At 63.9% G+C, this 20,423-nt stretch carries 23 protein-coding genes and 1 pseudogene; 9 read left to right on the forward strand and 15 right to left on the reverse strand.

From position 1 onward, the window contains the following. Positions 1–184: 184 nt before the first annotated feature. The 5 genes from G552_RS0109850 to G552_RS0109870 form a co-directional block, all read right to left on the reverse strand. On the reverse strand, positions 185–1,117 hold the full coding sequence (locus tag G552_RS0109850; RefSeq protein WP_027882888.1) for a M23 family metallopeptidase: 933 nt from the start codon (positions 1,115–1,117) through the stop codon (positions 185–187). A 62-nt stretch (positions 1,118–1,179) separates the two neighbouring features. Then, positions 1,180–1,566 carry a bactofilin family protein gene (locus tag G552_RS0109855; RefSeq protein WP_027882889.1) on the reverse strand — a complete coding sequence of 129 codons (387 nt, stop codon included), beginning with the start codon at positions 1,564–1,566 and terminating at the stop codon, positions 1,180–1,182. 43 nt (positions 1,567–1,609) lie between these two features. Next, positions 1,610–2,542 carry a M23 family metallopeptidase gene (locus tag G552_RS0109860; protein WP_027882890.1) on the reverse strand — a complete coding sequence of 311 codons (933 nt, stop codon included), beginning with the start codon at positions 2,540–2,542 and terminating at the stop codon, positions 1,610–1,612. A gap of 189 nt (positions 2,543–2,731) precedes the next feature. Beyond that, on the reverse strand, positions 2,732–3,499 hold the full coding sequence (locus G552_RS0109865) for a nucleoside phosphorylase (protein WP_027882891.1): 768 nt from the start codon (positions 3,497–3,499) through the stop codon (positions 2,732–2,734). 7 nt (positions 3,500–3,506) lie between these two features. Continuing rightward, on the reverse strand, positions 3,507–4,595 hold the full coding sequence (locus G552_RS0109870; RefSeq protein WP_027882892.1) for an anhydro-N-acetylmuramic acid kinase: 1,089 nt from the start codon (positions 4,593–4,595) through the stop codon (positions 3,507–3,509). 43 nt (positions 4,596–4,638) lie between these two features. Here G552_RS0109870 and G552_RS0109875 point away from each other — a divergent pair, with 43 nt between their 5' ends. Then, the gene (locus tag G552_RS0109875; protein ID WP_027882893.1) at positions 4,639–5,643 is read left to right on the forward strand and encodes a serine hydrolase domain-containing protein; all 1,005 of its coding nucleotides are present in this window, start codon (positions 4,639–4,641) and stop codon (positions 5,641–5,643) included. A 188-nt stretch (positions 5,644–5,831) separates the two neighbouring features. On the opposite strand, the gene G552_RS0109885 is transcribed toward G552_RS0109875, so the two are convergent. Next, the gene (locus G552_RS0109885) at positions 5,832–6,059 is read right to left on the reverse strand and encodes a hypothetical protein (RefSeq protein ID WP_027882894.1); all 228 of its coding nucleotides are present in this window, start codon (positions 6,057–6,059) and stop codon (positions 5,832–5,834) included. Between the two features lie 31 nt (positions 6,060–6,090). Beyond that, positions 6,091–8,403 (reverse strand): ATP-dependent DNA helicase RecG, encoded by a 2,313-nt coding sequence (gene recG / locus G552_RS0109890; protein WP_027882895.1) that lies wholly within the window; start codon positions 8,401–8,403, stop codon positions 6,091–6,093. Between the two features lie 190 nt (positions 8,404–8,593). Here recG and G552_RS0109895 point away from each other — a divergent pair, with 190 nt between their 5' ends. Genes G552_RS0109895 through G552_RS0109915 form a run of 5 tightly spaced genes read left to right on the forward strand, consistent with a single transcriptional unit; the run spans position 8,594 to position 13,830 of the window. Then, positions 8,594–9,826, forward strand: a complete 1,233-nt coding sequence (locus G552_RS0109895; protein ID WP_084640418.1) for a M16 family metallopeptidase — start codon at positions 8,594–8,596, stop codon at positions 9,824–9,826. Positions 9,827–9,839: 13 nt separating this feature from the next. Continuing rightward, a complete protein-coding gene (locus tag G552_RS0109900; protein ID WP_027882897.1) occupies positions 9,840–11,078 on the forward strand; it encodes a M16 family metallopeptidase in 1,239 nt (412 codons plus the stop codon). Positions 11,079–11,092: 14 nt separating this feature from the next. After that, positions 11,093–12,031, forward strand: coding sequence for a CAP domain-containing protein (locus G552_RS0109905; RefSeq protein WP_245575173.1), 939 nt, complete (start codon positions 11,093–11,095; stop codon positions 12,029–12,031). A gap of 16 nt (positions 12,032–12,047) precedes the next feature. Further along, positions 12,048–12,470, forward strand: coding sequence for a gamma-glutamylcyclotransferase family protein (locus G552_RS0109910; protein WP_027882899.1), 423 nt, complete (start codon positions 12,048–12,050; stop codon positions 12,468–12,470). A 16-nt stretch (positions 12,471–12,486) separates the two neighbouring features. After that, entirely contained in the window at positions 12,487–13,830 is a 1,344-nt protein-coding gene (locus G552_RS0109915) for a glycogen synthase (protein WP_027882900.1), read from the forward strand. On the opposite strand, the gene G552_RS15185 is transcribed toward G552_RS0109915, so the two are convergent. From G552_RS15185 to G552_RS0109945, 6 genes are read right to left on the reverse strand one after another with little or no spacing between them, the layout of a single operon-like run. Beyond that, complete coding sequence (locus G552_RS15185; protein WP_051195774.1) at positions 13,827–14,267, reverse strand: cupin domain-containing protein; 441 nt, start codon at positions 14,265–14,267, stop codon at positions 13,827–13,829. The genes G552_RS0109915 and G552_RS15185 overlap by 4 nt on opposite strands. Before the next feature lie 20 nt (positions 14,268–14,287). Then, on the reverse strand, positions 14,288–15,253 hold the full coding sequence (locus G552_RS0109925; protein WP_027882901.1) for a D-alanine--D-alanine ligase family protein: 966 nt from the start codon (positions 15,251–15,253) through the stop codon (positions 14,288–14,290). A 41-nt stretch (positions 15,254–15,294) separates the two neighbouring features. Further along, complete coding sequence (locus G552_RS16310; RefSeq protein WP_027882902.1) at positions 15,295–15,624, reverse strand: hypothetical protein; 330 nt, start codon at positions 15,622–15,624, stop codon at positions 15,295–15,297. Positions 15,625–15,683: 59 nt separating this feature from the next. Continuing rightward, the gene (locus G552_RS0109935) at positions 15,684–15,914 is read right to left on the reverse strand and encodes a hypothetical protein (protein ID WP_027882903.1); all 231 of its coding nucleotides are present in this window, start codon (positions 15,912–15,914) and stop codon (positions 15,684–15,686) included. Positions 15,915–15,933: 19 nt separating this feature from the next. Then, positions 15,934–16,188, reverse strand: coding sequence for a hypothetical protein (locus tag G552_RS15190; protein ID WP_036270614.1), 255 nt, complete (start codon positions 16,186–16,188; stop codon positions 15,934–15,936). Then, positions 16,185–16,913 carry a hypothetical protein gene (locus tag G552_RS0109945; RefSeq protein ID WP_027882904.1) on the reverse strand — a complete coding sequence of 243 codons (729 nt, stop codon included), beginning with the start codon at positions 16,911–16,913 and terminating at the stop codon, positions 16,185–16,187. The genes G552_RS15190 and G552_RS0109945 overlap by 4 nt, the downstream gene beginning before the upstream one ends. 205 nt (positions 16,914–17,118) lie before the next feature. Here G552_RS0109945 and G552_RS0109950 point away from each other — a divergent pair, with 205 nt between their 5' ends. Further along, positions 17,119–17,439: a hypothetical protein gene (locus G552_RS0109950; protein ID WP_027882905.1), complete on the forward strand. Its 321-nt coding sequence runs from the start codon at positions 17,119–17,121 to the stop codon at positions 17,437–17,439. A 36-nt stretch (positions 17,440–17,475) separates the two neighbouring features. On the opposite strand, the gene G552_RS0109955 is transcribed toward G552_RS0109950, so the two are convergent. Further along, positions 17,476–18,279: a DNA-formamidopyrimidine glycosylase gene (locus G552_RS0109955; protein WP_027882906.1), complete on the reverse strand. Its 804-nt coding sequence runs from the start codon at positions 18,277–18,279 to the stop codon at positions 17,476–17,478. A 3-nt stretch (positions 18,280–18,282) separates the two neighbouring features. Then, positions 18,283–19,458, reverse strand: a complete 1,176-nt coding sequence (lysA, locus tag G552_RS0109960) for a diaminopimelate decarboxylase (RefSeq protein ID WP_036270620.1) — start codon at positions 19,456–19,458, stop codon at positions 18,283–18,285. Here lysA and G552_RS0109965 point away from each other — a divergent pair. Continuing rightward, positions 19,457–20,161 carry a gamma-glutamyl-gamma-aminobutyrate hydrolase family protein gene (locus tag G552_RS0109965; protein ID WP_027882908.1) on the forward strand — a complete coding sequence of 235 codons (705 nt, stop codon included), beginning with the start codon at positions 19,457–19,459 and terminating at the stop codon, positions 20,159–20,161. The two genes, lysA and G552_RS0109965, sit on opposite strands and share 2 nt — an antisense overlap. Positions 20,162–20,253: 92 nt before the next feature. Further along, a pseudogene (locus G552_RS16515) lies at positions 20,254–20,423 on the forward strand (integrase core domain-containing protein); the annotation flags it as partial.

The raw sequence follows: 20,423 nt of genomic DNA on the forward strand, positions 1-20,423 counted from the left end.
GAGCTGGTACGAGGCCAAGGCGTCCATTGTTCGCGAGGCAATACGAAGTTATCTCGCCCATCCCCTCCACATCCTTCAGCCAACTGCGTAAGTCCTAGCAAAATAAACCTCACCGTAGGCCAAGCAACTTTTGTCTAGTTTTTGTACCTCTCTCGTGTAAGTAGGTTCTGGATGCAGCCGCAAGTTATTGGCCTGCTCTGGTATTTATGTAGGGCCAGGGATCGGTAGCCAGGCCGTAGCGGTAAACCGTGTAGTGCAGGTGAGGGCCGGTGGAGCGCCCGGTGGAGCCCACCGCGCCAATCAGACGGCCCTGCTCCACGGGCTGGCCCCGCTCCACATAGGCCGCGGAAAGGTGGCCGTACAGGGTGTGCAGGCCGTTGTTGTGGTCGATAAGTACCATCAGCCCAAAGACCGGGTTCCAGCCCATCTGACTCACCGTGCCAGCGGCGGTGGCATAGACCGGGGTGCCTTCGGGGGCGGCTAGGTCTATGCCGTTGTGGAACTCGTATCCGAGGCCAAAGGGGTTGGGGCGGTAGCCAAAAGGGGAGGTGAGGCGGGTTTCGCTGTGCAGGGGAAGGCCAGTTGGAATAAGACGGGTAGGGTCGGGGAGGGGACGCTGCACCAGGCGGCCCGGACGGGGGTCGGGCGGCAGGGGGTGCTCGAAAGCCGTGGCGGTGGCCTCGAGTTCGGTGGCGAGGTGTTCGACCTGGGCCCGCAGGCTAAGGAGCAGGTTGCCCAGCGCAATGGGTTCACCGGCGCCCCGGGGGGTGTTTTCCGCTGGAGCCGGGAGGGGGTCGGAAGGGAGGACTTCGGGAACCAGGCGGATTTTGGGCAGCCCGGCCTTGGCCCGTAGGCGGTTGACCTCGGCCTCCAGAATCTGCAGGCTTTGTTGAAGCTGTAGGGCCTCGAGGTTGTAGGCTTGGTTGCGGCTTTTTTCCGCCTCGAGTTCCAGGGCTAGCCGGTGGGCCTGATGTTGCAGCTGGGCTAGCTGGCTCTTCTCGCGGGCACTTTTATCCCAGAGCAGCAACACCAATGCAACCACCGCAATCGGTAGAAGCGCCACGACCCAAAGCGGCACCATTACGGGAGCAGCCAGGGGATGAGGTTCTCGCGGCATGCTTCCCCAAGCCTACTCCAGGGGCTAGCTTAGCCCAGTGATGGCTGACCCAAGCCCCGGTTTTAGCTGTTGGCCCGGGTGCTTTGGGGCAGGGCCCGGGGTTCGCCGGTTTGGCTGCGCCCAATGAAAACCGCCCCCGCTTCGACATCGAGCGAGATCGCCCGCACATCTCCTTCCACCCGTGCGCTTTTGGTAATGTGCAGCTTGCCGCTGGCCACAATCTGGGCGCTGATCTGGCCATGCACGATAATGTTGTGCGCCCTAACCTGCTCGCCCTCAATCTGGGCGTTGGGGCCCACCTCGAGGTCGCCCTCCACCACCACCGAGCCTTTGACCTTCCCGTCGATGCGGGCGCTACCACTGGTTTTAAGGTTGCCTTCAATCTCGCTACCCTCGCTCAGGTAGGTGAGGGTTGCCGGACTGGGTCTGCGTCCACCGAGCACCACCATAGTTCACGCTCCAAACCAACGGCTCCATCATAAGGGGTAGGTTTCAGTCCAGGTACCCCAGGGGGTTTACCTCGCTGCCCCGGCGGAAAACCGTGTAGTGTAGGTGAGGGCCGGTAGAGCGGCCTGTGGAGCCCACGGTGCCCACCCGCGCGCCGCGCTCGAGGCGCTGCCCTACCCGAACCGAGATGGAGGACAGATGGCCGTAGAGGGTGCGGTAGCCGTAGCCGTGATCTACCACCACTGCCAGGCCATAGGGCCCCTTCCAGCCTGCCTCCACCACCACCCCAGCCCCGGTTACCCGCACCGGGGTGCCATAGGCGGCAGAGAAGTCGATGCCGTTGTGGAACTCGAACCCCCAGCCAAAAGGGTTACGGCGGTAGCCAAAGTGGGAGGTAATGCGGGCTAAACCCCGGATGGGGTAGCCATAGGGCATGGCGGCCTCCCGTCGCAGGGTTTCCTGCAGAGCAGGGGAGACCTCGCTGAGCTTCTGGCTGAGGGCCTCGATCTGTTGGCCTGCGTACTCTAGGGCGTTCTCTAGAGAAGCCGTTCCTGCACCCCCCGCTGGTTCGGGCACGGCCCCCCGTTCTTTGGCCCTATCCGGCGCTGGGCTGCGGGTGGGTACCAGTTTGATTTTGGGCATACCAGCCCGTTCGCGCAGGGTGTTGATCTCCTGCTCCAGTACCTGTAGCTGCTTGAAGAGGCTTTGGGCGTCCTGGCTTAGGGCGTTGTTGCGCTCGCGCTCGAGGGCTAGTTGGTTGTTTAGGCTGCGGGCCTGCTCGGAAAGCCGAAGCAACTGAAGCTGCAGATGGCGCATCTCAGCGGTGCGCTGCCAGAGCCAGAGGTTCAGCCCGCTCCACCCCAGCAAAAGCACGACCACCGCCAGCGGAACCCAGGCCGGTAAGGAAAAGGTTCTGGGCGCGCTACCGGTGCGGGCCAGCCAAAGGGTGTAGCGCACGGGGTGGCGGCGGGGCGACATTCGGTGTCTTAAGTAACGCAGGGCCAGCCTAAAAGTCAAGACATTTTAATCTTCGCCGCTGTTTTTCTCATGCAAGCCACTGGCCGATAGCCCTTTGTGGGAGGAACAAAGGGCCCCTGCTGGGGGGATGAAAATGAGAAGCAGGGCTTGGCCCGAACCGCGTTACATGAAGCCCTGACCTGGGCAGGCTCAGGCGAAGCGCTCGGCCACGGCTAGGGCCACCTCAACGGCCCTTTGCACGGCCTGATCTTTGGCCTCGAGGATGGGTTTTTCAGCTTTGGTGCGCTGGGCGATTACCCCACAGATACAGGCTGCGGCGAAGCCATACACGTTGCCCATTTTGAACAGGGTACCCGCCTCCATCTCGTAGTTGATGACCCCCAGCCGGCGGTACTCCTCGGTGATGCCTTGCAAGAAGCGCAACAGGTGGGGGTTGGCCGAGTCGGTGCGCTCCTGCCCTTCGTAGAAGGTGTCCACCGAGGCGGTGATGCCCAGGGCGTAGGGGATACCCAGACGTTGGGCAGCCTCAACCAGGGCCACGGTGAGGAAGGGGTCGGCACTGGCGGGGTACTCGGGTGGGGCAATGTCGTTGGCGGCTCCCTGACGGCACAGAGCAGCTTTGGAGATGGCTACGCTGCCTAGGGTTAGGCTTTCCTGGATGGAACCGCAGGTACCTACCCGGATGATGGTGCGGATGCCCACCTGCACAAGTTCGTTGACCACAATGCTCAGGCTGGGAGCCCCCATCCCGCTGGTGGCGGAAAGGACCGGTCGGCCATTGGGCAAAAGGCCCAAGTAGCTGTTTAGTCCGCGGTTTTCCGACAGCGCCCGAACCTGCGTCAGCCGGGTATGGGCGATCTGGGCGGCGCGGTGGGGGTCGCCACTGAGAAGGGCTAGGGTGGGTGGGGGGCTGCCTAGGTCTTCGGGGCCGAAGCCGATGTGATAGAGCCTTGCCATGGGTTCATTATGCCCCAGCAGGGGCAGGCAGGGTGATCTTCCCCGCCAGGGCATTTTTTTGGGCTCCGGTCACCTGAGCGAGGGTATTGGGCTGCTCTAGGTAGCGCAGGTACCCCAGCACCGCAAAGCACAAAGCCTCCCGGTGTTTGGCGTGCAGACCTCGCTCCTCGAAGGTGTAAACCGTCACCGGCAAGAGGGCTTTCAGGCGCCGCATCAGGGTGGTGTTGTAGGCTCCACCGCCGGCCACCCAGACCTCATCTAGCCCCTTCGGGAGGATGAAATCCCGGTAAGCCTGGGCGATGGAGCGGGCGGTGAGCTCGGTGAGGCTGGCTAGCAGGTCTGGGGGGGATACCGTCTGGGTGCCCTCGAGGTGCTCCAGGCGCCAGACCTCGCGGCCAGTGGACTTAGGCGGTCTACGGTGGAAGTAGGGGTGGGTCAGCCAGCGCTCGAGCAGACCGGGGTGGGGCTTTCCGCTTGCGGCTATCTGTCCTCCGCTGTCCTGGGATAGCCCCAGGTGGCCTGCGGCCTCGTCGAGCAGGCAGTTGCCGGGGCCGGTGTCGAAGGCCAGGACTTTGGCGGGGTCTAAGTCGGCGGGCAGGTAGGTCAGGTTGGAGATACCCCCCAGGTTGTGGATGGCCCGAGCCACACCAGACTGGCCATAGAGCAAAAGATCGGGGTAGGGCACCAAAGGGGCGGCCTCTCCACCTAAAGCCAGGTCGGCGGGGCGAAAGTCCGAAACCACTGGCACCCCCAGAGCCTCCGCCAGGTAGGCCGGCTCGCCGATCTGCAAGGTGGCCTGGGGGGGTTCGTGCCACAGGGTCTGCCCGTGTAGAGCGGCCAGGTCGGCCTGCCCCCGAAACGGCGCGGCGACCTCGGCGTAGAAGCGGCCCAAGGCATGGTGTAGAAGGGCCACCTGGCGGGTAGAAGCCCGGTCTTTGAGAGCCTGCAGAACCTCGAGGCGCAGCCCGGGGGGAAAGCGGGCCTCCCGGTAGGCCCGTACCTGCCAGGTGAGGTGGGGTGGGCGACCCTCGAGGGCTGCCAACACCAGGTCCACCCCATCCGCCGAGGTGCCCGACATCAAGCCCAGAACCCGCATACGCCAAACTCTACCGCTTTCGCTGGCCCTATACACTAAGGCCATGCTGGAAAAAGCCGCGCAAATCGTGGAGCAAGCGGTGACCTCGGGCCGCATTCCTGGGGCAGCTTTGGGCCTGGTCGCTTTGGATGGAACCCTCCAGATGGCCTGTTTTGGCCTTCGGCACCTGCAAAAGCCTGACCCCATCGAGCCCGATACCCTCTTCGACCTAGCCAGCCTGACCAAGGTGCTCTTCACCGTGCCCCAGGGGCTGCGCCTGGTGGAGGAAGGCCGGGCCGACCTAGATGACCCGCTCTCTACGTTTCTGCCCGAGCTGGCCTGGTTGCAGGATAGCCCGCTTCCAAAGCGCACCCTGCGCCAACTACTGACCCATACTGCAGGTCTGCCAGCCTGGGAGGCCCTGTACACCTGGGGTGGGGAGCCCCCTACCCTTAAACAGCGCATCTTGCAGCACCGCTGGGCTTTAGGGCCAGTGGGCGAGGTGGTCTACTCCGATATCGGCTACATCCTGCTGGGGCTGGTATTGGAACGGGTGCGGGGGCAGGCCTTAGCCACCTTTGCCCTACCGGAAGGCTTCTGCTTTAACCCCTCTCGTCCGGAGGCGTGCGCCGCCACGGAGGAGGACCCTTGGCGGGGCCGAATTTTGCAAGGAGAAGTGCACGACGAAAACAGCTTTGCCTTAGGGGGGGCCGCGGGGCACGCCGGGCTGTTTGGCAGCCTGCAAGGGGTGCTGGCCTATGCCCAGGCCCTGATGAGGGGGGAGGTGCTCTCCAAAGCGGCTCTGGCCGAGATGCGTCGCCCACAGCAGGGCGTGTGGGCTTTGGGTTGGCAGCTTGCCCACCCTGGGTTTAGCGGGGGGAGCTTGTGCAGCCGTCAGACCCTGGGGCACACCGGGTTTACCGGCACTGGCCTCTGGCTAGACTTTGAACGGGGGTATGCCTGGGCTTTGCTGACCCACCGGGTGCACCCCAGCCGGCATCGGGAAAGCGGTATCCAGGAGCTGCGCCGGGCGGTGGGGAACACTATTGCCGCTGCTTGGAGGGGGTAAGCCCCGTGTCACTCTGGGGCCTGGTCGAGGGGGGCGTTCTCAAGTACCCCTCGCCAGAGCAGCGCTATTACCGGCAAGGCCACCACTCCCAGTAGCAGCAACGAGAGCACACCTTCCACAAAACCAGGCTAACCAACCTAGGTCAGGCTGGGGTCATCCCTTGTTGCGACGGTGGCCCGTGGGCGGTATCAGCGGGTTTCTTCCTGGCTGGGGTTTTGACCGCGCGAATGGGCCCGGATGCCAGCCTCGAAGTCGATTTCCATGGGGGGTCGGTCGTCCATTTCCACAAAGACCGAGGGGTGGCGTGGCAGAGAGGGGGAGTTCCTGGGTTGATGGGCCTGTTGGCTGAGGTAGTAGAAGGCCGCCCCTACCAGCCACGCCAGCCCTAGAAGAACCGCCACCCATAGCCAGGACATACTGCCTTAATGCTACCCTACCCAAGCCGCTTCAGATGACCTCGCGGAAGCCAATATACTCGGCCCGGGCTTGCAGTTCCCGTTTCAGCAAGGCGTGCTCGGGCTTGTCCAGGTAAGGGTCGGCCTCGAGGATGGCCTGGGCTAAAGCCCGGCTTTTCTCGATAATCTCCTGGTCGGAGGCCAGGTCGCCCAGCCGTAGGTCGGGCATGCCCGACTGGCGCAGCCCCCTAAGCTCACCCGGGCCACGCAGTTTGAGGTCTTGCTCGGCGATGTAAAACCCATCGGTGGATGCCTCGATAACCCGCAGCCGATTCAGGGTGCGCTTGGAGGTCTCGCCAGCGATTAGGATGCAGTAGGAGGCCAGCCCTCCCCGGCCTACCCGCCCGCGGAGTTGGTGAAGCTGGGCTAGGCCGAAACGCTCGGCGTTTTCAATGATCATCAGGGTGGCCCGGGGAATATCCACCCCCACCTCGATGACCGTGGTCGAGACCAGCAGGTCGAAGGCTCCCTGCTTGAAGCGCTCCATTACGGCGTCTTTTTCCTCGGCCTTCATTTTGCCGTGCAGCAGGCCGATGCGCACCTCGGGAAGCAGGTTTTGGAGTTCCTGGACTAGCTGGGTGGCTGCAGCCAGCTCGGCGGTGGCCTCCGATTCGCCCTCCTCGATCATGGGGGTGACCACGAAAACCTGGTGGCCTTTTTGAATCTCCTGCCGGGCGAAGGCGTAGGCCTGGGCGCGGGTTTTCTGGGTGAGGATTTTGGTCTGGATGGGGGTGCGGCCCGGGGGTAGCTCGTCTATCTGGGAGACCTCGAGGTCGCCGTACATGGTCAGGGCCAGCGAGCGAGGGATGGGGGTGGCTGACATGACCAGTACGTCGGGACGCTGGCCTAGTAGCCTGCGGCGCTGCAGGACGCCAAAGCGGTGCTCTTCGTCGATAACGGCCAGGCCTAGGTCGTGGAACGCTACCCCGTCTTGAATCAGGGCGTGGGTGCCCACCACCACCTGGGTTTCGCCGCTTTTCAGGCGCTGTTGCACCTGGCGTTTCTCGCTCGGGCTCATCGAGCCCACCAGCAGATCCACCGAGACCCCCAGGGGGTAGAGGTAGCGGGTTAGATTGTCGAAGTGCTGCTTGGCCAGAATCTCGGTGGGGGCCATCAGGGCGCCTTGGGCCCCGTTTTGTGCGGCGATGTAGAGGGCGGCGGCGGCCACCACGGTCTTGCCCGAGCCCACATCGCCCTGTACCAGGCGGGCCATCTGCCGCTCGGACTGCATGTCGTGCAGGATTTCATCCAATACCCGTTCCTGCGCGCGGGTGAGCGGAAAGGGCAGAACCGCGCGGAAGCGGCTTATCATCTCCGGCTTCACCCGGAAAACCCGTCCCAGCAGGGCTGAGCCGCCGGACTGGATCATCACCTTTAGCTCCAGCAGCAAGAATTCATCGAACTTAAGGCGGTGTAAGGCCTGCTCCAGGGCGTTCTCGCTTTCGGGGAAGTGGGCCTGGTGCAAAGCCCAGGCCAAAGGGGGTAGGCCCAGGCCCTGGCGGTAGGGCTCGAGGGGGTCGGGCACCTTTGGGAAGGTCTCGAGGGCCCGCCAGACCATCCGGCGCAAGAAGGCCTGTCCGATGCCCTCCTTGGCAGGGTAGACCGGTACGATCCGCCCGGTGGAAAGCGACTCCGCTCCTTCATCCTCGAAGTATTCCACCATGAGGGTTACCTGCCCTCCCCGCCGTTGTACCCGGCCCGAGAGCACCAGGCTGGCCCCTTCCGGCATCTGCTTGAGCACCCAAGGCTGGTTAAACCACAGGCCGGTAAACTTCCAGCCCCAAAGGTCCATGAAGCGCACCTGCACCAGCTGAAGCCCCTTTCTGGGCGTCTTGACCAGCTCGCGGCTCAGCACCTTGCCCACCACAGTGGCTTTGGCCCCCTCTTCAACCGTCCGCACGCTTTGCAACACCCGGCGGTCTTCGTAGCGGCGGGGGTAGTGGTGCAATAGATCGCGCAGGGTGCGTAAGCCCAGCTCGGCCAGCTTCTTTCGCCCGCTGGGGCCAGGGGCCAGGGCCTCGAGGGGGGTGTCGAGCTCGAGTTCCTGAGCTTTGGGGGCGGCTGGGGTGGAAGCCTGGGAGGTTGGGGCGCCCAAAAGCCGCAGGGCCTCCTCGAGGCGGGCCCGGCGGGTCGCGGGGTCCATCTGGCGGTAGCCGGCCAGCACCTGGCCTAGTTCGGGGAAGGGGTGCCCCAGATTTTGCAAAAGCCGCTCCAGCCCTCCCGCCACCACCCGGTCGCGCGCCCCATCGGCCAGCTCGCGTTGCAGGGGGCGGAGGAGGCGGGCTTTGAACTCTTCGCGGGTCATAGCCTAGGAGCCTTTGCAGCCTGCTCCGGAAATATTCTAATGGAGCAGGGAAGCCCCAACCTAAAACAGACCTGCCCTGACGCCTGCTTGCTCCGGCAGCCCCGGGCCTCGCGCCTTCGGCTCAGCAAGCCTGGCTTCATTGTTGGTAAAGCCATGATGGCTCTGCTCGTAGCGCGTATACTGGCGGAGTATGGCTTTGGCTCAGGTAGAAACCCTGCCCAACGGACTCATGCTGGCGGTGGAGGAGCGGCCCTGGACCCCTGGGGTGGCTATGCAGCTTCTGCTGCCGGTTGGAGCGGTCAACGACCCCGAGGGGATGGTGGGAGCGGCAGGTTTGCTGGAGGGCTGGCTATGGAAGGGGGCCGGAGGCCGCGACGCCCGGGCGCTGGCCGACGCCTTCGATGCCTTAGGGGTGCGGCGGGCTAGCTCAAGCACCCTCGAGCACACCGCTTTTTCCGCCCAGTTTTTGGCCGATAAGCTACCGGCGGTGCTCTCGCTGTATGCCGATGTGTTGCAGCGCCCCCACCTGCGCGAGGAAACACTAGAGCCGGTGCGCCAGGTGGCCTTGCAGGAGCTGGCCGCTTTGGAGGATCAGCCACCTAAGAAGATGTTCACCGCCTTGCGCCAGGCGGTGTTTGCCAGCCCCCACGGGCGCAACCCCAGCGGGGTAAAGGCCCATCTGGAGACCCTCTCGCCCCAGGCTTTGCAGGATGAGTTTGCCCGGCGTTACGGGCCTAAGGGGGCCATCCTGGTTCTGGTGGGGGGGGTGGACTGGGCCCAGGCTAAGGAGGCCGTTCAGCAGGCCTTCGGCGGGTGGCAGGGGGGCCTGGCCGAGTACCCCCCGGTGGCCCTACAGCCCGTTCAGGCCATCCACCTCGAGCAGGACACCGCCCAGGTGCAGATTGGCCTGATCTATCCCGATCTCCCCCCGGGCCACCCCGAGTTTTACACCGCCCGCCTAGCCGCCCAGGTGCTTTCCGGGGGCAGCAGCAGCCGCTTGTTCACCGAGGTGCGAGAGAAGCGCGGCCTGGTTTACTCGGTCTACGCCACTCCCAACGGGGTCAAGGGCTTTAGCTACCTGGCAGCCTATGCCGGTACCACTCCCGAGCGGGCTTCCCAGACCCTGGCCGTGCTGCAAGAGGAGATTGCCCGGCTGGCCCAGGGGGTAAGCCAGGAGGAGCTCGAGCGTAGCCAGATCGGCCTCAGGGCTGCTTTAGTGATGCAGGATGAGTCGGCCCGCTCGAGGGCGGCTAGCATGGCCCGCGACCTCTACCTGCTGGGGCGGGTGCGTAGTCTGGAGGAAATCGAGGCCCAGATTGCCGCAGTAGACCTTCCCCGCCTCAACCGCTACCTGGCGGCCCACCCCTACCAAAACCCCTGGATGGCGACCTTGGGGCCACGGAAAATCGCCGTATCGCACTAGATTTGGAGCTACCATGACCCAGACCCAGCCTGCTTTGCAATTCAAGCAAGCCACCCTAAAGAACGGCCTTACCGTGATTGCCGAGATCAACCCCCAGGCCAAAAGCGTGGCGCTGGGCTATTTCTGCAAGACCGGTAGCCGCGACGAGACCCCCCAGATCGCCGGAGTGTCGCACTTCCTAGAGCACATGCTCTTCAAGGGTACGGCCAAGCGGGATGCCCTGGCGGTAAACCTGGAGTTCGACCGTATGGGGGCCCAGTACAACGCCTTCACTTCGGAGGAGAACACCGTCTACTACGGGGCGGTGCTGCCGGAGTTTGCTCCCCGGTTGCTCGAGCTCTGGACCGACCTGATGCGTCCGGCCTTGCGCCTGGAGGACTTCGAGACGGAAAAACAGGTCATCCTAGAGGAAATCGCCCTGTACCTGGATCGGCCCAACTTCATGCTTTTCGACTGGGCCCGGGCCCATTACTTTGCCGGGCACCCCTTGGGCCATAGCGTGCTGGGCACGCCCGAGACGATCCGGGCCCTGACCCGCGAGCAGATGACCGAGTACCAGGCCCGGCGCTACGGGGCGGCCAACCTGGTGCTGGCCTTGGCCGGACGGGTGGACTGGGCGGGTACGTTGGAGCAGGTAGCCGCCCTGACCGAGGCCTGGGCCCCTGGCCAGGCTGAGCGGGCCTATCCCCCGGTGCAGCCCGCTACGGGTGAGTGGCGCCAGCCCTACCCCAAGGCCACCCAGGCCTACCTGGCCCTGCTGGCCCCTGGGGTCTCGGCCCAGGACCCCCGGCGCTATGCGGCCCATATCCTGGCCCAGATTCTAGGCGAGGAGGGCAACAGCCGCCTACACTGGGCCCTGACCGACAAGGGGTTGGTGGAATCGGTGAGCGCGGGAACAGATCAGGCTGATCGGGCCGGATTCTTCTACGTGTATGCCCAGACCGACCCAGCCCACGAGGAAGCCGTCAAGGCCATCCTGCGGGCTGAACTGGAGCGGCTCGAGCGGGAAGGGGTGCGGGAGGAAGAGCTAGAGCGAGCCAAGACCAGACTGGCTACCAGCCTGGTCTTCGCTGGCGAGACTCCTATGCAGCGCTTGATGAGCGTGGGGCTCCACTACCTTTACAACCAGGCCTACGAGCCTTTGAGCGAGGTGGCCCGGCGGGTGGCCGCAGTGACCCTGGCCGAGGTCAACGCCCTGCTGGAGGAGCGGCCCTTCAGCCGGAGCTTCCTCTATAGCCTGGTGCCGGCCTAGGTGCGGGGTGAGGGGTGCTGGGTGGCCTTCGGACTCTGGCTGGGGCGGCCTCCTTGCTGCTTCTGGGGGTACAGGCCCAGCTGGCCCCAGCCCCCGGCCCTTTGGAATTGGAGGTGCTCCGGCGAACCAACCAGGTGCGCCTCGAGCAGGGGCTGTCCCCTTTACGCTGGGACCAGCGAGCCTACCAGGCTGCCCAGGCCCATGCCCAGGACATGCTGAAGCGGGGTTATTTTGCTCACCAAAACCCAGAGGGCTTAGGGGCCGCCGAGCGGATGCGCCGGGCTGGGGTGGTGGAGGTGGGCGTGGGGGAGAACCTGGCCCGCTTCGAGGGGTATGCCGATGGGGAGATTCCCCGCCGGGCCTTGGAAGGCTGGCTGCGCAGCCCCGGGCACCGGGCCAACCTGCTCCGGCCGGAATTCACCCACCTAGGGGTGGGTCTGGTGCGGCAGGGGCGGCAGGTGGTGGTGGTGCAAAACTTCCTGGCCCGCCCGTTCGACCCCCAGGTACGCCTGGCCCCGGCCCAGGCGGAGCGTCGGGTGCTGGTGTTGCAGGCCGAGGCTCCGGGCCGGCTAGGTATCTTTGTGGGCGACCAGCTTTATGCCCAGGCCGAGCCGCCTTTACGCTTGCGCCTTGAGCTGCCTCCCCAAGGGGAGGTCAGCTATGCCATCTTCGACGGGCAAGGCGGGTGGCTGGTGCGCCACGGCGAGCGGGGGGTACGGCTGGAGTCGGCCCTCGAGCGAACCCCGGCCCCTGGCTGGCGGGTTTGGCTACGCCTACCGGCGGGCCAGTACGCCCTAGCCGTAGGGGAAACACCCCGCCTGTGGCGGCGCGTGGCTGGGCCCGCCGACCTCGAGCTCGTCCTGCCGGCTAGCCTGGAGGCTTTGTGGTTGGGTCTTTTGCAGGAAAGACAGGTTCAGTACACCCACCGGATACCCCTGCCCCCCCCACCCTGACGGTATGCTGAGCCAGATGGACAGGCCAGAAGCGGTTTTTGTCTATGGTACCCTCAAGCGCGGGGAGCGAAATTTTGCTGTAGCCAAAGAGGCCGGCTGGCTTCGCTCAGTAGAGGCTTACATCGAGGGCTTCCAGCTTTTTCACCTGCCCCGGCAGCGCCGACTGGGCTACAGCTACCCGGCAGTGGTGCCGGGGGAAGGGCGGGTATGGGGGGAGATTCAGTGGTTCGCCGATCTGGAGCGAGCCCTTGATCTGCTGGACGCCCTGGAGGATGAAGGCCGTGAGTACCTGCGCAAGGCCACCCTGGCCTATCCCCTTGCCGAGGCCCCGCCTTGCTGGGTCTGGGTGTATGTTTACCCCAGCCGGCATAGGGTGCAGGCTGCATCGGGCCGCTGGCTGCCTGCAGGGGTCTGGCGGGAGGCAGAAGGGGTAGACTAAGACCGGGCCTGCGCTTATGAAAATTGCCTTTGTTGCTTCTGAGGCCTTTCCCTTTGCTAAGGTGGGAGGGTTGGCCGATGTGTTGGGGAGTCTGCCCCAGGCGCTGAAGACACTGGGGGTAGAGCCCACCATCTTTTTGCCCTGGTACTGGGGCATCCAAGGCTACTATGTGGGCGAGGTGGAGTTTCGCTTCGAAGGGCGGCTCGAGCAAGCGGGTCTAGGCCATGCCGAACACCAAGGTGTACGCTACGTGCTGGTAGGTCTGGGGGATTTTGCCCGGGACCGGCCCTATGGCTACCCCGACGACTTCCGCCGCTTTGTGCGCTTTGCCCTGGCTACCGCCGAGCTTTTGCGCGACTTCGAGATTGTACACGCCCACGACTGGCAGGCCGCCCTGCTGCCCCTTTTGCGCAATCTGGGCTGGTTTAAAGCCCGCACCGTGTACACCATCCACAACCTGGCCTACCAGGGGGTCTGGGGCTCCCAGGATTTCTACGCCTGGACAGGGCTACCGGGCGAGACCTACTACGGGGCTGGCCTCGAGCACCACGGGACGATAAACCTCATGAAAGCGGGCATCGTCAACGCCGACGCCGTCACCACGGTCTCGCCCCGCTACGCCTGGGAGATCACCACCCCTGAGGGGGGAGAGGGGCTGGACGGGGTACTGCGGGCCCACCAACACAAGCTGCGGGGCATTCTGAACGGTCTGGATACCCAGTACTGGAATCCGGCCACCGACCCCTACCTCCCGTACCCTTACCACGCCGACGACCTCTCGGGTAAGGGGCAAAACCGCCGTGCGCTACTGGCCCAGTTTGCCCTGGAAGACCGCCCCACTTTAGGGGTGGTCTCGCGCTTTGCCCATCAGAAAGGCATCGACCTGATTGCTGAGGCCATGGACGGCCTGATGGCTTTGGGGGTCAACCTGGTGGTATTGGGCAGCGGGGAACCCCAGCTCGAGCGCACCTTCACCTGGATGGCCCAGCATCTGCCGGGCCGCCTGGCCTACGTGCAGGGTTACAACGAGGCTTTAGCCCACCACATCTACGCTGGGAGCGACGGCTTCTTAATGCCCTCCCGCTTCGAGCCTTGTGGTCTGGCCCAGCTTATCGCCATGCGCTACGGCACACCACCCATCGTGCGGGCGGTGGGGGGGTTGCTCGATACGGTACGGCACTGGGAGACCGGTTTTATGTTCGACAGCGCCGACGCGGGGGGGGTCTTGCATGGGGTGCGGGAGTTTCTCAAACACCCCGACCGCGAGGCAGTGATCCGCCAGGCTATGCAGCAGGATTTTTCTTGGGATCGTCCGGCAGCGGCCTACCTCGAGCTCTACCGGAGTCTTCTGGGCCACTAGGGGCGGTAGCGGGAGGGGTAGTCCACGATTTTGTCCCACTCGTCGGCGGTGGAGCGGGCCACAAACACTACCAGGTCCTCCTGGCCGATGTTGAAAACCTCGTGAGGGACACCCGGCTTGATGTAGATAAAATCGCCGGCCTGGTTGATTACTTCTTTTTCCAGATTCTCGCCGAAGGTGTGCTTGACTGTGCCCTGCACAACGAAAAGCATTACCTCGAAGCCTTGGTGGATGTGGGCATAGGCGATGCCGCCTGGGGGCACGGTGGCCACATTGATGGACAGGTGGGTACTGCCCGCGTTCTTGCCCGAGAGGCCCTGCTGGTAGAGGATGCCGTTCCAGCTTCGTCTAGGGCCCCCTCCCCGCAGCACGCTGATGCCGCCCAGGTCTTCGACTAGGCCCTCTGAGGGTTGGTTGGTTTTGCTCTGCTCGTCCATACCCCAAATTACCCTATCGGCTAGGGCTCGAGGGCCAGCCGCACCAAGCGATCCAGCAACTCGGGGTAGGCTAGGCCCGAAGCTTGCCAAAGCTTGGGATACATGCTGGTAGGGGTAAAGCCGGGGATGGTATTGAACTCGTTGAGGAAGAGACGGCCCTCCTGGTCTAAGAAAAAATCCACCCGGGCCATACCCCGCACCCCCAGCAGACGGTAGGCGGTGGTGGCCAGGTGTTGGATTTCCTCAGCCAGCGCCGAAGGAATGGCTGCGGGGAGGTGAAGCTGGGCCTTGCCGGGGGTGTACTTGGTCTCGTAGTCGTAGAACTCCGAAGTGTAGGTAATCTCGCCCACTACACTGGCCTGGGCCTGGAGGTTGCCTAGAAGGGCGATCTCGAGTTCCCGTACCCCTTCCAAGCCCTGCTCCACGATGGCTTTTTGATCCCAGAGGAAGGCCTGGGCCAGGGCAGCTTCGGTTTCCTGCTCGGCCCTCACCTTGGAAATGCCTACCGAGGAGCCGGTGTTGGCCGGTTTGATGAAGTAAGGCGGAGGGAAGGGGGGCTTAGCAGCCTCACCCCGGTAAAGGCTAACCCAGGGCACCACCGGGAGGCCGGCTTGGGCCAGCACCCGTTTGCACAGATCCTTGTCCATGCACAGCGCCGAGCTAGCCACCCCGGCTCCCACGTAGGGTAGCCCCAGCAGCTGCAAAAATCCCTGGATAACCCCATCCTCCCCTAGTGGCCCGTGCAAGAGGGGAAAGGCCACGTCGTAGTGCGGCCAGGGAATAGGGGGAGGGAAGGGATGCTGGCCCTTCTGGGCTACTCCCGCCGCTAAAGCCGCATGGGCCGCCTCTCCCAAGAGCCAGCGGCCATCCTTGGCGATTACGGCTAGCTCGGTAGGATGCGGCATGGCCGCCAATACACCCCGTGCCGAAGACAGGGAAACCTCATGCTCGCCAGGGGGGCCTCCGGCAATGAGTAAAATGCGCAAATTGCTCACGATGTGTATTGTCCAATGCGGTAGGCGCTACGTCAAATAGCCTCAAAAAATGCCTCGCCCAGAGAGAGGATGACCGGCCTGGCAGGCAAAACGGTCACCGTCGGCTCAGTCCTCGAGCGCCCAGTCCCTGCGCCACAGCTTGAGTTGCGAGAGGTGCAGGTAGTACGAGGCAAAGCTGCGGTAGGGTGAATGAATCCCCAGGGGATGCCCTCCAGCCCCAGCCCTTGGGCCAGGGCCCGCCGGATGTGGTTCCCCTCCAGGGTTATGTCGGGGTGGATGGCGCCGCGCATCAGCACCACGCCGGGCCGTACCTGGCGCATCTCTAGCAGGGCGCGGCGGGTGCTCGGTTGGGCTGGCGGCAAAGAAAAATCCTCCTCGAGGTGCCCAATGGGCGCTCCCCGAGGGGGATGTCTAGATCAGATTATAGCACAGCCCGCCGCTTTGTTGCGTCGCGGGTCAGCGCAATTTCCCGGGCTCCATTAACCACGTCAGACCAAATGTCCTGTAACAGTGCGGTCTGATCGGGCGGATAGCTTTCGAAAAAGCTCGGGTCACGACGCACCTCGGCGATCACAGCTTCGCGCTCCTCAAGGCTCTCCGACATGGCAGCCTGGGTGAGGAAGCGACGAACTTGCTCGAATCTGAGGTTCATGCAACCCTCTTGCGCCAGTTTACAAGTCCTCGAGCTCAGGGCCCCGCTCGACCCGGAGGTACTCGCTGTACCAGTCACGGGGTGAGTTCACCAGCAGAGGCTCCAGTTCGTCTCCCTCGTCCCCCACCGCCTCCAGGAATTGAGGCCACAATCTATCGAACGCCATCCGATCCCATCTGCCCTCAGCACGGAGTCCCTCTACCTCGAGGTAGAGCTTACGGAGCCGCTCGAGGTCGGCCTTTGGAAAGTGCGGGTGGTTGCGGGCAAGGGTCATGGTAGGCCCAACTCCTCTCGTACCCTTTTAATCATAGCATGGCCAACAGGGTCATGCTTTTGCAGTAGGTCACGTTCGTAAACATAGGCCGTAAAACACTCGGCAAAATACTCCTTGACCCCGACTGAAGCACGAAACGTGAGCGGTGTACCCAGCTTGGCTGCTCCTAAAACAACACCCTCCAAAGGGGTAGCAAAAATTTTTCGGCTGTATACGTGGTGGGCCAGTTCATGAACCAAGCTGCGCTGTATGGCTGCCAGAAGGGTGGGGGCTAGAGCGGATATGCTGGAAGTTGTTCCCAATCTGAACGGCTGGGCAAAGGTCTGTTCGCTTCTGCGTGCATTGACCCACAGCTCCCGTGTTTGTTCGTCGTACTCACCATTAATCTGACGGCCTCCCACCATCTGAACCCTAACCACATCCAGCCGAGCCAAAGGGTGTTCGCGCAAAAACCCTTCCAGTCCAGCGGTGTTTATGGCGCGAAATATTTGTTTGGTCTTGCTACGGGACAACACGCTGCTGGCAGCAAGAACATGCACGCCAACTTGAATTTGCTCCTGTTGCACACCTTGCATCGTACCCTCGAGCCTTGCCCCCACGATGGTACACCGGCAGTTCACCACCTCCCCTGGTGGCGCCCCCAGGCTGCGGTCGCCGGAGTACATCAGCCGGTAGCCCGCCGGGGTGACGAAGGGTTCCTCAATCGGCACGGTCACGCCATCCATGCGCTGATGGTCAAACTTGCTTTTGGGCCCCCCGCGCACCCGGCTATCCCGCGCGGTGAGCCAGCGCTTGTGGGTGTAGCCCGCCGCCCGCAGGGCCTCGAGCTGGGCCCGGTTGGCCCCTGCGGCGCTCGAGTTATACCAGCCATGAGCCCAGGTTGTGACTTGATGAAATTTGCCATTGCAGCATCGGGCTTATGCTTGAGCCATGAGCTGGATCGCGGTTTTCCTGGTCCTCTTCGTGCTCATTGCCCTCCTAGGCCTGGTCAACTACTTGAGCTATCGCCGTATCGAGAGCGCGCAGCGGGAGTGGTTTCGCAAGATGCTGGGTGACGGGACAGACCTCGAAACATTCCTCCAGAGCGCCCCCTTCGAGTACAAGCCCCTCAAAGGTAGTAAGGCCTACGGCATCGTAGATAAGCGTAGCGGCGAAGAAGTTTGGTGGGCTAAAACCCCCGAGGAGGCCGAGGTCTGGATCGTAACCCAAACCCTGGCCGAACGCGGGCAGTTGCCCCAGACCGAACTATGAGCCATGTAAAAGCGAGTGTCCCAGGGCAAAGCAACGTTACTTTTGCTGGCAGCGTGGACAGAAATGTGTTCCGCGCCCCCCTACCACAATTTTCGCGATGCGGCCTTTGCAGCCCTTGTGGTTACAGGGCTGGCCGGTGCGGTCGTAGGCGTTGTGATGGAACTGGAAGTAACCGGGTTCGCCGCTCGGCTGCTGGTAGCTCTGGTCGGAAAGGGTCGAGCCGCCGGCCTCCACCGCTCGAGCCATCACCTCGCGGATGGCCTGGTAGAGCCTCCTGACCTCGTTGGGTCGCAGCGAACCGGCAGGCCGCTCGGGATGTATTTTGCTCATCCATAGCGACTCGTCGGCGTAGATGTTGCCCACGCCGGCCACCGCTTCTTGCCCCAGGAGCACCTCTTTGATTTTTCGAGAGGTGCGCGACAGCGATTTTTTGAAGCGGGCCAGGGTGAAGTCGTCCGAGAGGGGTTCGGGGCCCAAGCGCTTCAGGAGGTCAATTTCCTCGTAGTTCCCGGCCTCGACCACCCACCATTTACCAAAGCGACGGGGGTCGGTGTAGTACAGCGTCCGGCCCGGCAAATGCAGGATTACCCGAGTGTGGGGGTGCGGCTCAAAGCGAAACCCCCCGGTCATGCCCAGGTGCACGATGGCTTCCAGGTGCTCTTCTAAATGGAAAATGAGGTACTTGCCCCGGCGCGAGGTGCCCAACACCCTTTTCCCCTCGGCCCGCTCGGTGTGGCGGTAGCGGGCGGGGTCGTTGTGGAGGAGCTTCTGAATGCGCTGGCCCAGCAAGTAGGGCTCGAGGATGCGGCGGGTGGTCTCGACCTCAGGGAGTTCGGGCATGGCTCACGCCTCGTCGGCCAGTAGGGCTTCCAGGGGTTGTGAAGGGCGCAGCACCTCCCAGCCGGTGCCCGTCCAGAGCAGCTCGGTGGGGCGGGGGGTATCGAGGTAGGGGCTGGCCATGCTGCTGGCATATGCGCCGCACTGCAGGATGGCTAACAGGTCGCCTTCCTGGGGCACAGGCAGGCGCACCCCACGGGCCAGCACATCACCCGACTCGCAAGCGGGCCCGGCCAGGTCGTAGGTTTCCTCTAGGGGGTGCTGATACAACGGTTCCACCGGGTGCGCTGCACCGTAGAGCATGGGCCGGATGAGCTGGCTCATGCCGGCGTCGAGGAGCAGGTAGTTGCGCCGGGTGCGCTTGACCCCCCAGCAGCGGGTAAGGAGCACCCCGGCCTCGGCCACCAGGTAGCGGCCGGGCTCGAGCCAGAGCTGGGCTTGGTGCTTCTGGGCTAGCGCAGCGGCTTTCTGGCCTAAAGCCTCGAGGGCCAGGCCCAGGCCGAAGCCACCGCCCAGGTTCATCACGGCAAAGGGGCCATGCTGGTGGTAAAGCTCATCCAGAAGAGCATAGCCCGCCTGGTAGTCCTGGGGGTGTTCGAGGGCCGAGCCTAGGTGGAGGTGTAGGCCGAGCACCTCTAGGCCTCGCTGCCGGGCCAGGGCCAGGGCCGGCCCCAGGTCTTCGGGCAAGAAGCCGAACTTGCTTTCCCCCCGCCCGGTGGCCAGGTGGTCGTGGGTCTGGATGGGCAGGTCGGGGTTAACCCGCAGTAGCACCTGGGCGTTGGGTAGCCAACGGGCCACTCGTTCTAGGTCGGCTAAGCTGTCCAGCCCCAGGATGGGTGGGCCCATTCTGTTTAGACCTTCCAGCACCAGGGGGGTCTTGACCGGGCCGTTGAGCAGCACCTCCCCGGGGGCAAAGCCCGCCCGGTAGGCCCGGTAGACCTCGCCCAGGCTAACCGCCTCGGCCAGAAGGCCCTGGCCCCGTAGCCGCCGTAGCAGGCCCAGGCGGGGGTTGGCCTTGAGAGCATAGAAAAGCCGGGCGGTGGGGAAGGCCCTGCGCAGGCGTGCTACCTGTTCTAGCACTACGGCTAGGTCGTAGGCGTAGAAGGGGGTAGGGAAGCGTTGGGCTGCTTCCAGCAGGGCCTGACGGAACTCGGGCCGTAAGGCGGTGTAGGATTGGGACATGCTCATCGGTGTAACCCCGCAGTCGCGCAACACAGAAGGTTGGGTTCGTACCCGGATATGGGGCCTGCTCGAGCCCTACCTCGAGGCCCTGAAAAGCCAGGGCGCTGCCATTGTAATCCTCCCCCCCCAGCCAGAGGAGCGCCTAGCGGCCCTCTTGGCCCGGCTAGACGGGGTGTTGCTGCCCGGTGGGGTGGATGTAGACCCGGCCCACTACGGGGAGGAGCCCATGCCAGCGATGGGGGAGGTAAGCCCCCCGCGCGACGCCATCGAGCTTTTTGTGGCCCGCTATGCGGCCCAGCACGGCCTTCCCACCCTGGGTATCTGCCGGGGTATCCAGGTGATGAACGTGGCCTTGGGGGGCAGCCTCTATCAAGACCTACCCGCCCAGGGGTTTGGCACCATCCAGCACAGCCAGAAAGCCGAGCCACCCGCCCTGGGCCACAGCCTGGAGCAGACCGGCCAAAGCCCCCTGAACCGCTTGTTTGCCCCCCGTTTTCGGGTCAACTCCTACCACCACCAGGGCCTCAAAGACCTAGCGCCTGGACTCCGTCCGGTGGCCGTGGCCCCTGATGGGCTGGTGGAGGCGGTGGTGTTGGAAGGGCACCCCTTCTACCTGGGGGTGCAGTGGCACCCCGAGCTATTGAGCGAGCACTGGGGGCTTTTCCGCGCTTTGCTGGAAGCGGCTAACCGCCCGGTGGCCTAGTGCGGTTTTGCCCCCTGAACCCGGACAAACACATGTGAGACTCTAAGCTGGGATAAAAAGAGGGGAACCAACCAAGAAAGGAGGTTCCCCAGGTGCAGTTTACCACCGTTGGCCGAGAGATATGGCAAGGCGCTAGACAAGCACAGAGGCTGGCCGAGGCCAAAGCAGGCGACCCAGAGGTCAAGGAACGTCTGCGCAAGCTCCGACTGGTCAAAGCCCTGCGTGAAAGTAAAAAGAGCTGGAAGGAGATCCAGGACCTGGT

This window comes from Meiothermus rufus DSM 22234, assembly GCF_000423425.1.
Classification (GTDB): Bacteria; Deinococcota; Deinococci; order Deinococcales; family Thermaceae; genus Meiothermus; species Meiothermus rufus.

Coding starts and splice junctions, on each gene's coding strand:
- G552_RS0109865 (WP_027882891.1), bottom strand. CDS start 3,499: ATGGCAAGGCTCTATCACATCGGCTTCGGCCCCGAAGACCTAGGCAGC.
- G552_RS0109850 (WP_027882888.1), bottom strand. CDS start 1,117: ATGCCGCGAGAACCTCATCCCCTGGCTGCTCCCGTAATGGTGCCGCTT.
- G552_RS15185 (WP_051195774.1), bottom strand. CDS start 14,267: ATGGACGAGCAGAGCAAAACCAACCAACCCTCAGAGGGCCTAGTCGAA.
- G552_RS0109855 (WP_027882889.1), bottom strand. CDS start 1,566: ATGGTGGTGCTCGGTGGACGCAGACCCAGTCCGGCAACCCTCACCTAC.
- recG (WP_027882895.1), bottom strand. CDS start 8,403: ATGACCCGCGAAGAGTTCAAAGCCCGCCTCCTCCGCCCCCTGCAACGC.
- G552_RS0109870 (WP_027882892.1), bottom strand. CDS start 4,595: ATGCGGGTTCTGGGCTTGATGTCGGGCACCTCGGCGGATGGGGTGGAC.
- G552_RS0109900 (WP_027882897.1), top strand. CDS start 9,840: ATGACCCAGACCCAGCCTGCTTTGCAATTCAAGCAAGCCACCCTAAAG.
- G552_RS0109950 (WP_027882905.1), top strand. CDS start 17,119: ATGAGCTGGATCGCGGTTTTCCTGGTCCTCTTCGTGCTCATTGCCCTC.
- G552_RS0109965 (WP_027882908.1), top strand. CDS start 19,457: ATGCTCATCGGTGTAACCCCGCAGTCGCGCAACACAGAAGGTTGGGTT.
- G552_RS0109895 (WP_084640418.1), top strand. CDS start 8,594: ATGGCTTTGGCTCAGGTAGAAACCCTGCCCAACGGACTCATGCTGGCG.
- G552_RS0109875 (WP_027882893.1), top strand. CDS start 4,639: ATGCTGGAAAAAGCCGCGCAAATCGTGGAGCAAGCGGTGACCTCGGGC.
- G552_RS0109935 (WP_027882903.1), bottom strand. CDS start 15,914: ATGAACCTCAGATTCGAGCAAGTTCGTCGCTTCCTCACCCAGGCTGCC.
- G552_RS0109945 (WP_027882904.1), bottom strand. CDS start 16,913: ATGGATGGCGTGACCGTGCCGATTGAGGAACCCTTCGTCACCCCGGCG.
- G552_RS0109885 (WP_027882894.1), bottom strand. CDS start 6,059: ATGTCCTGGCTATGGGTGGCGGTTCTTCTAGGGCTGGCGTGGCTGGTA.
- G552_RS15190 (WP_036270614.1), bottom strand. CDS start 16,188: ATGACCCTTGCCCGCAACCACCCGCACTTTCCAAAGGCCGACCTCGAG.
- G552_RS0109910 (WP_027882899.1), top strand. CDS start 12,048: ATGGACAGGCCAGAAGCGGTTTTTGTCTATGGTACCCTCAAGCGCGGG.
- G552_RS0109860 (WP_027882890.1), bottom strand. CDS start 2,542: ATGTCGCCCCGCCGCCACCCCGTGCGCTACACCCTTTGGCTGGCCCGC.
- G552_RS0109955 (WP_027882906.1), bottom strand. CDS start 18,279: ATGCCCGAACTCCCTGAGGTCGAGACCACCCGCCGCATCCTCGAGCCC.
- lysA (WP_036270620.1), bottom strand. CDS start 19,458: ATGTCCCAATCCTACACCGCCTTACGGCCCGAGTTCCGTCAGGCCCTG.
- G552_RS0109915 (WP_027882900.1), top strand. CDS start 12,487: ATGAAAATTGCCTTTGTTGCTTCTGAGGCCTTTCCCTTTGCTAAGGTG.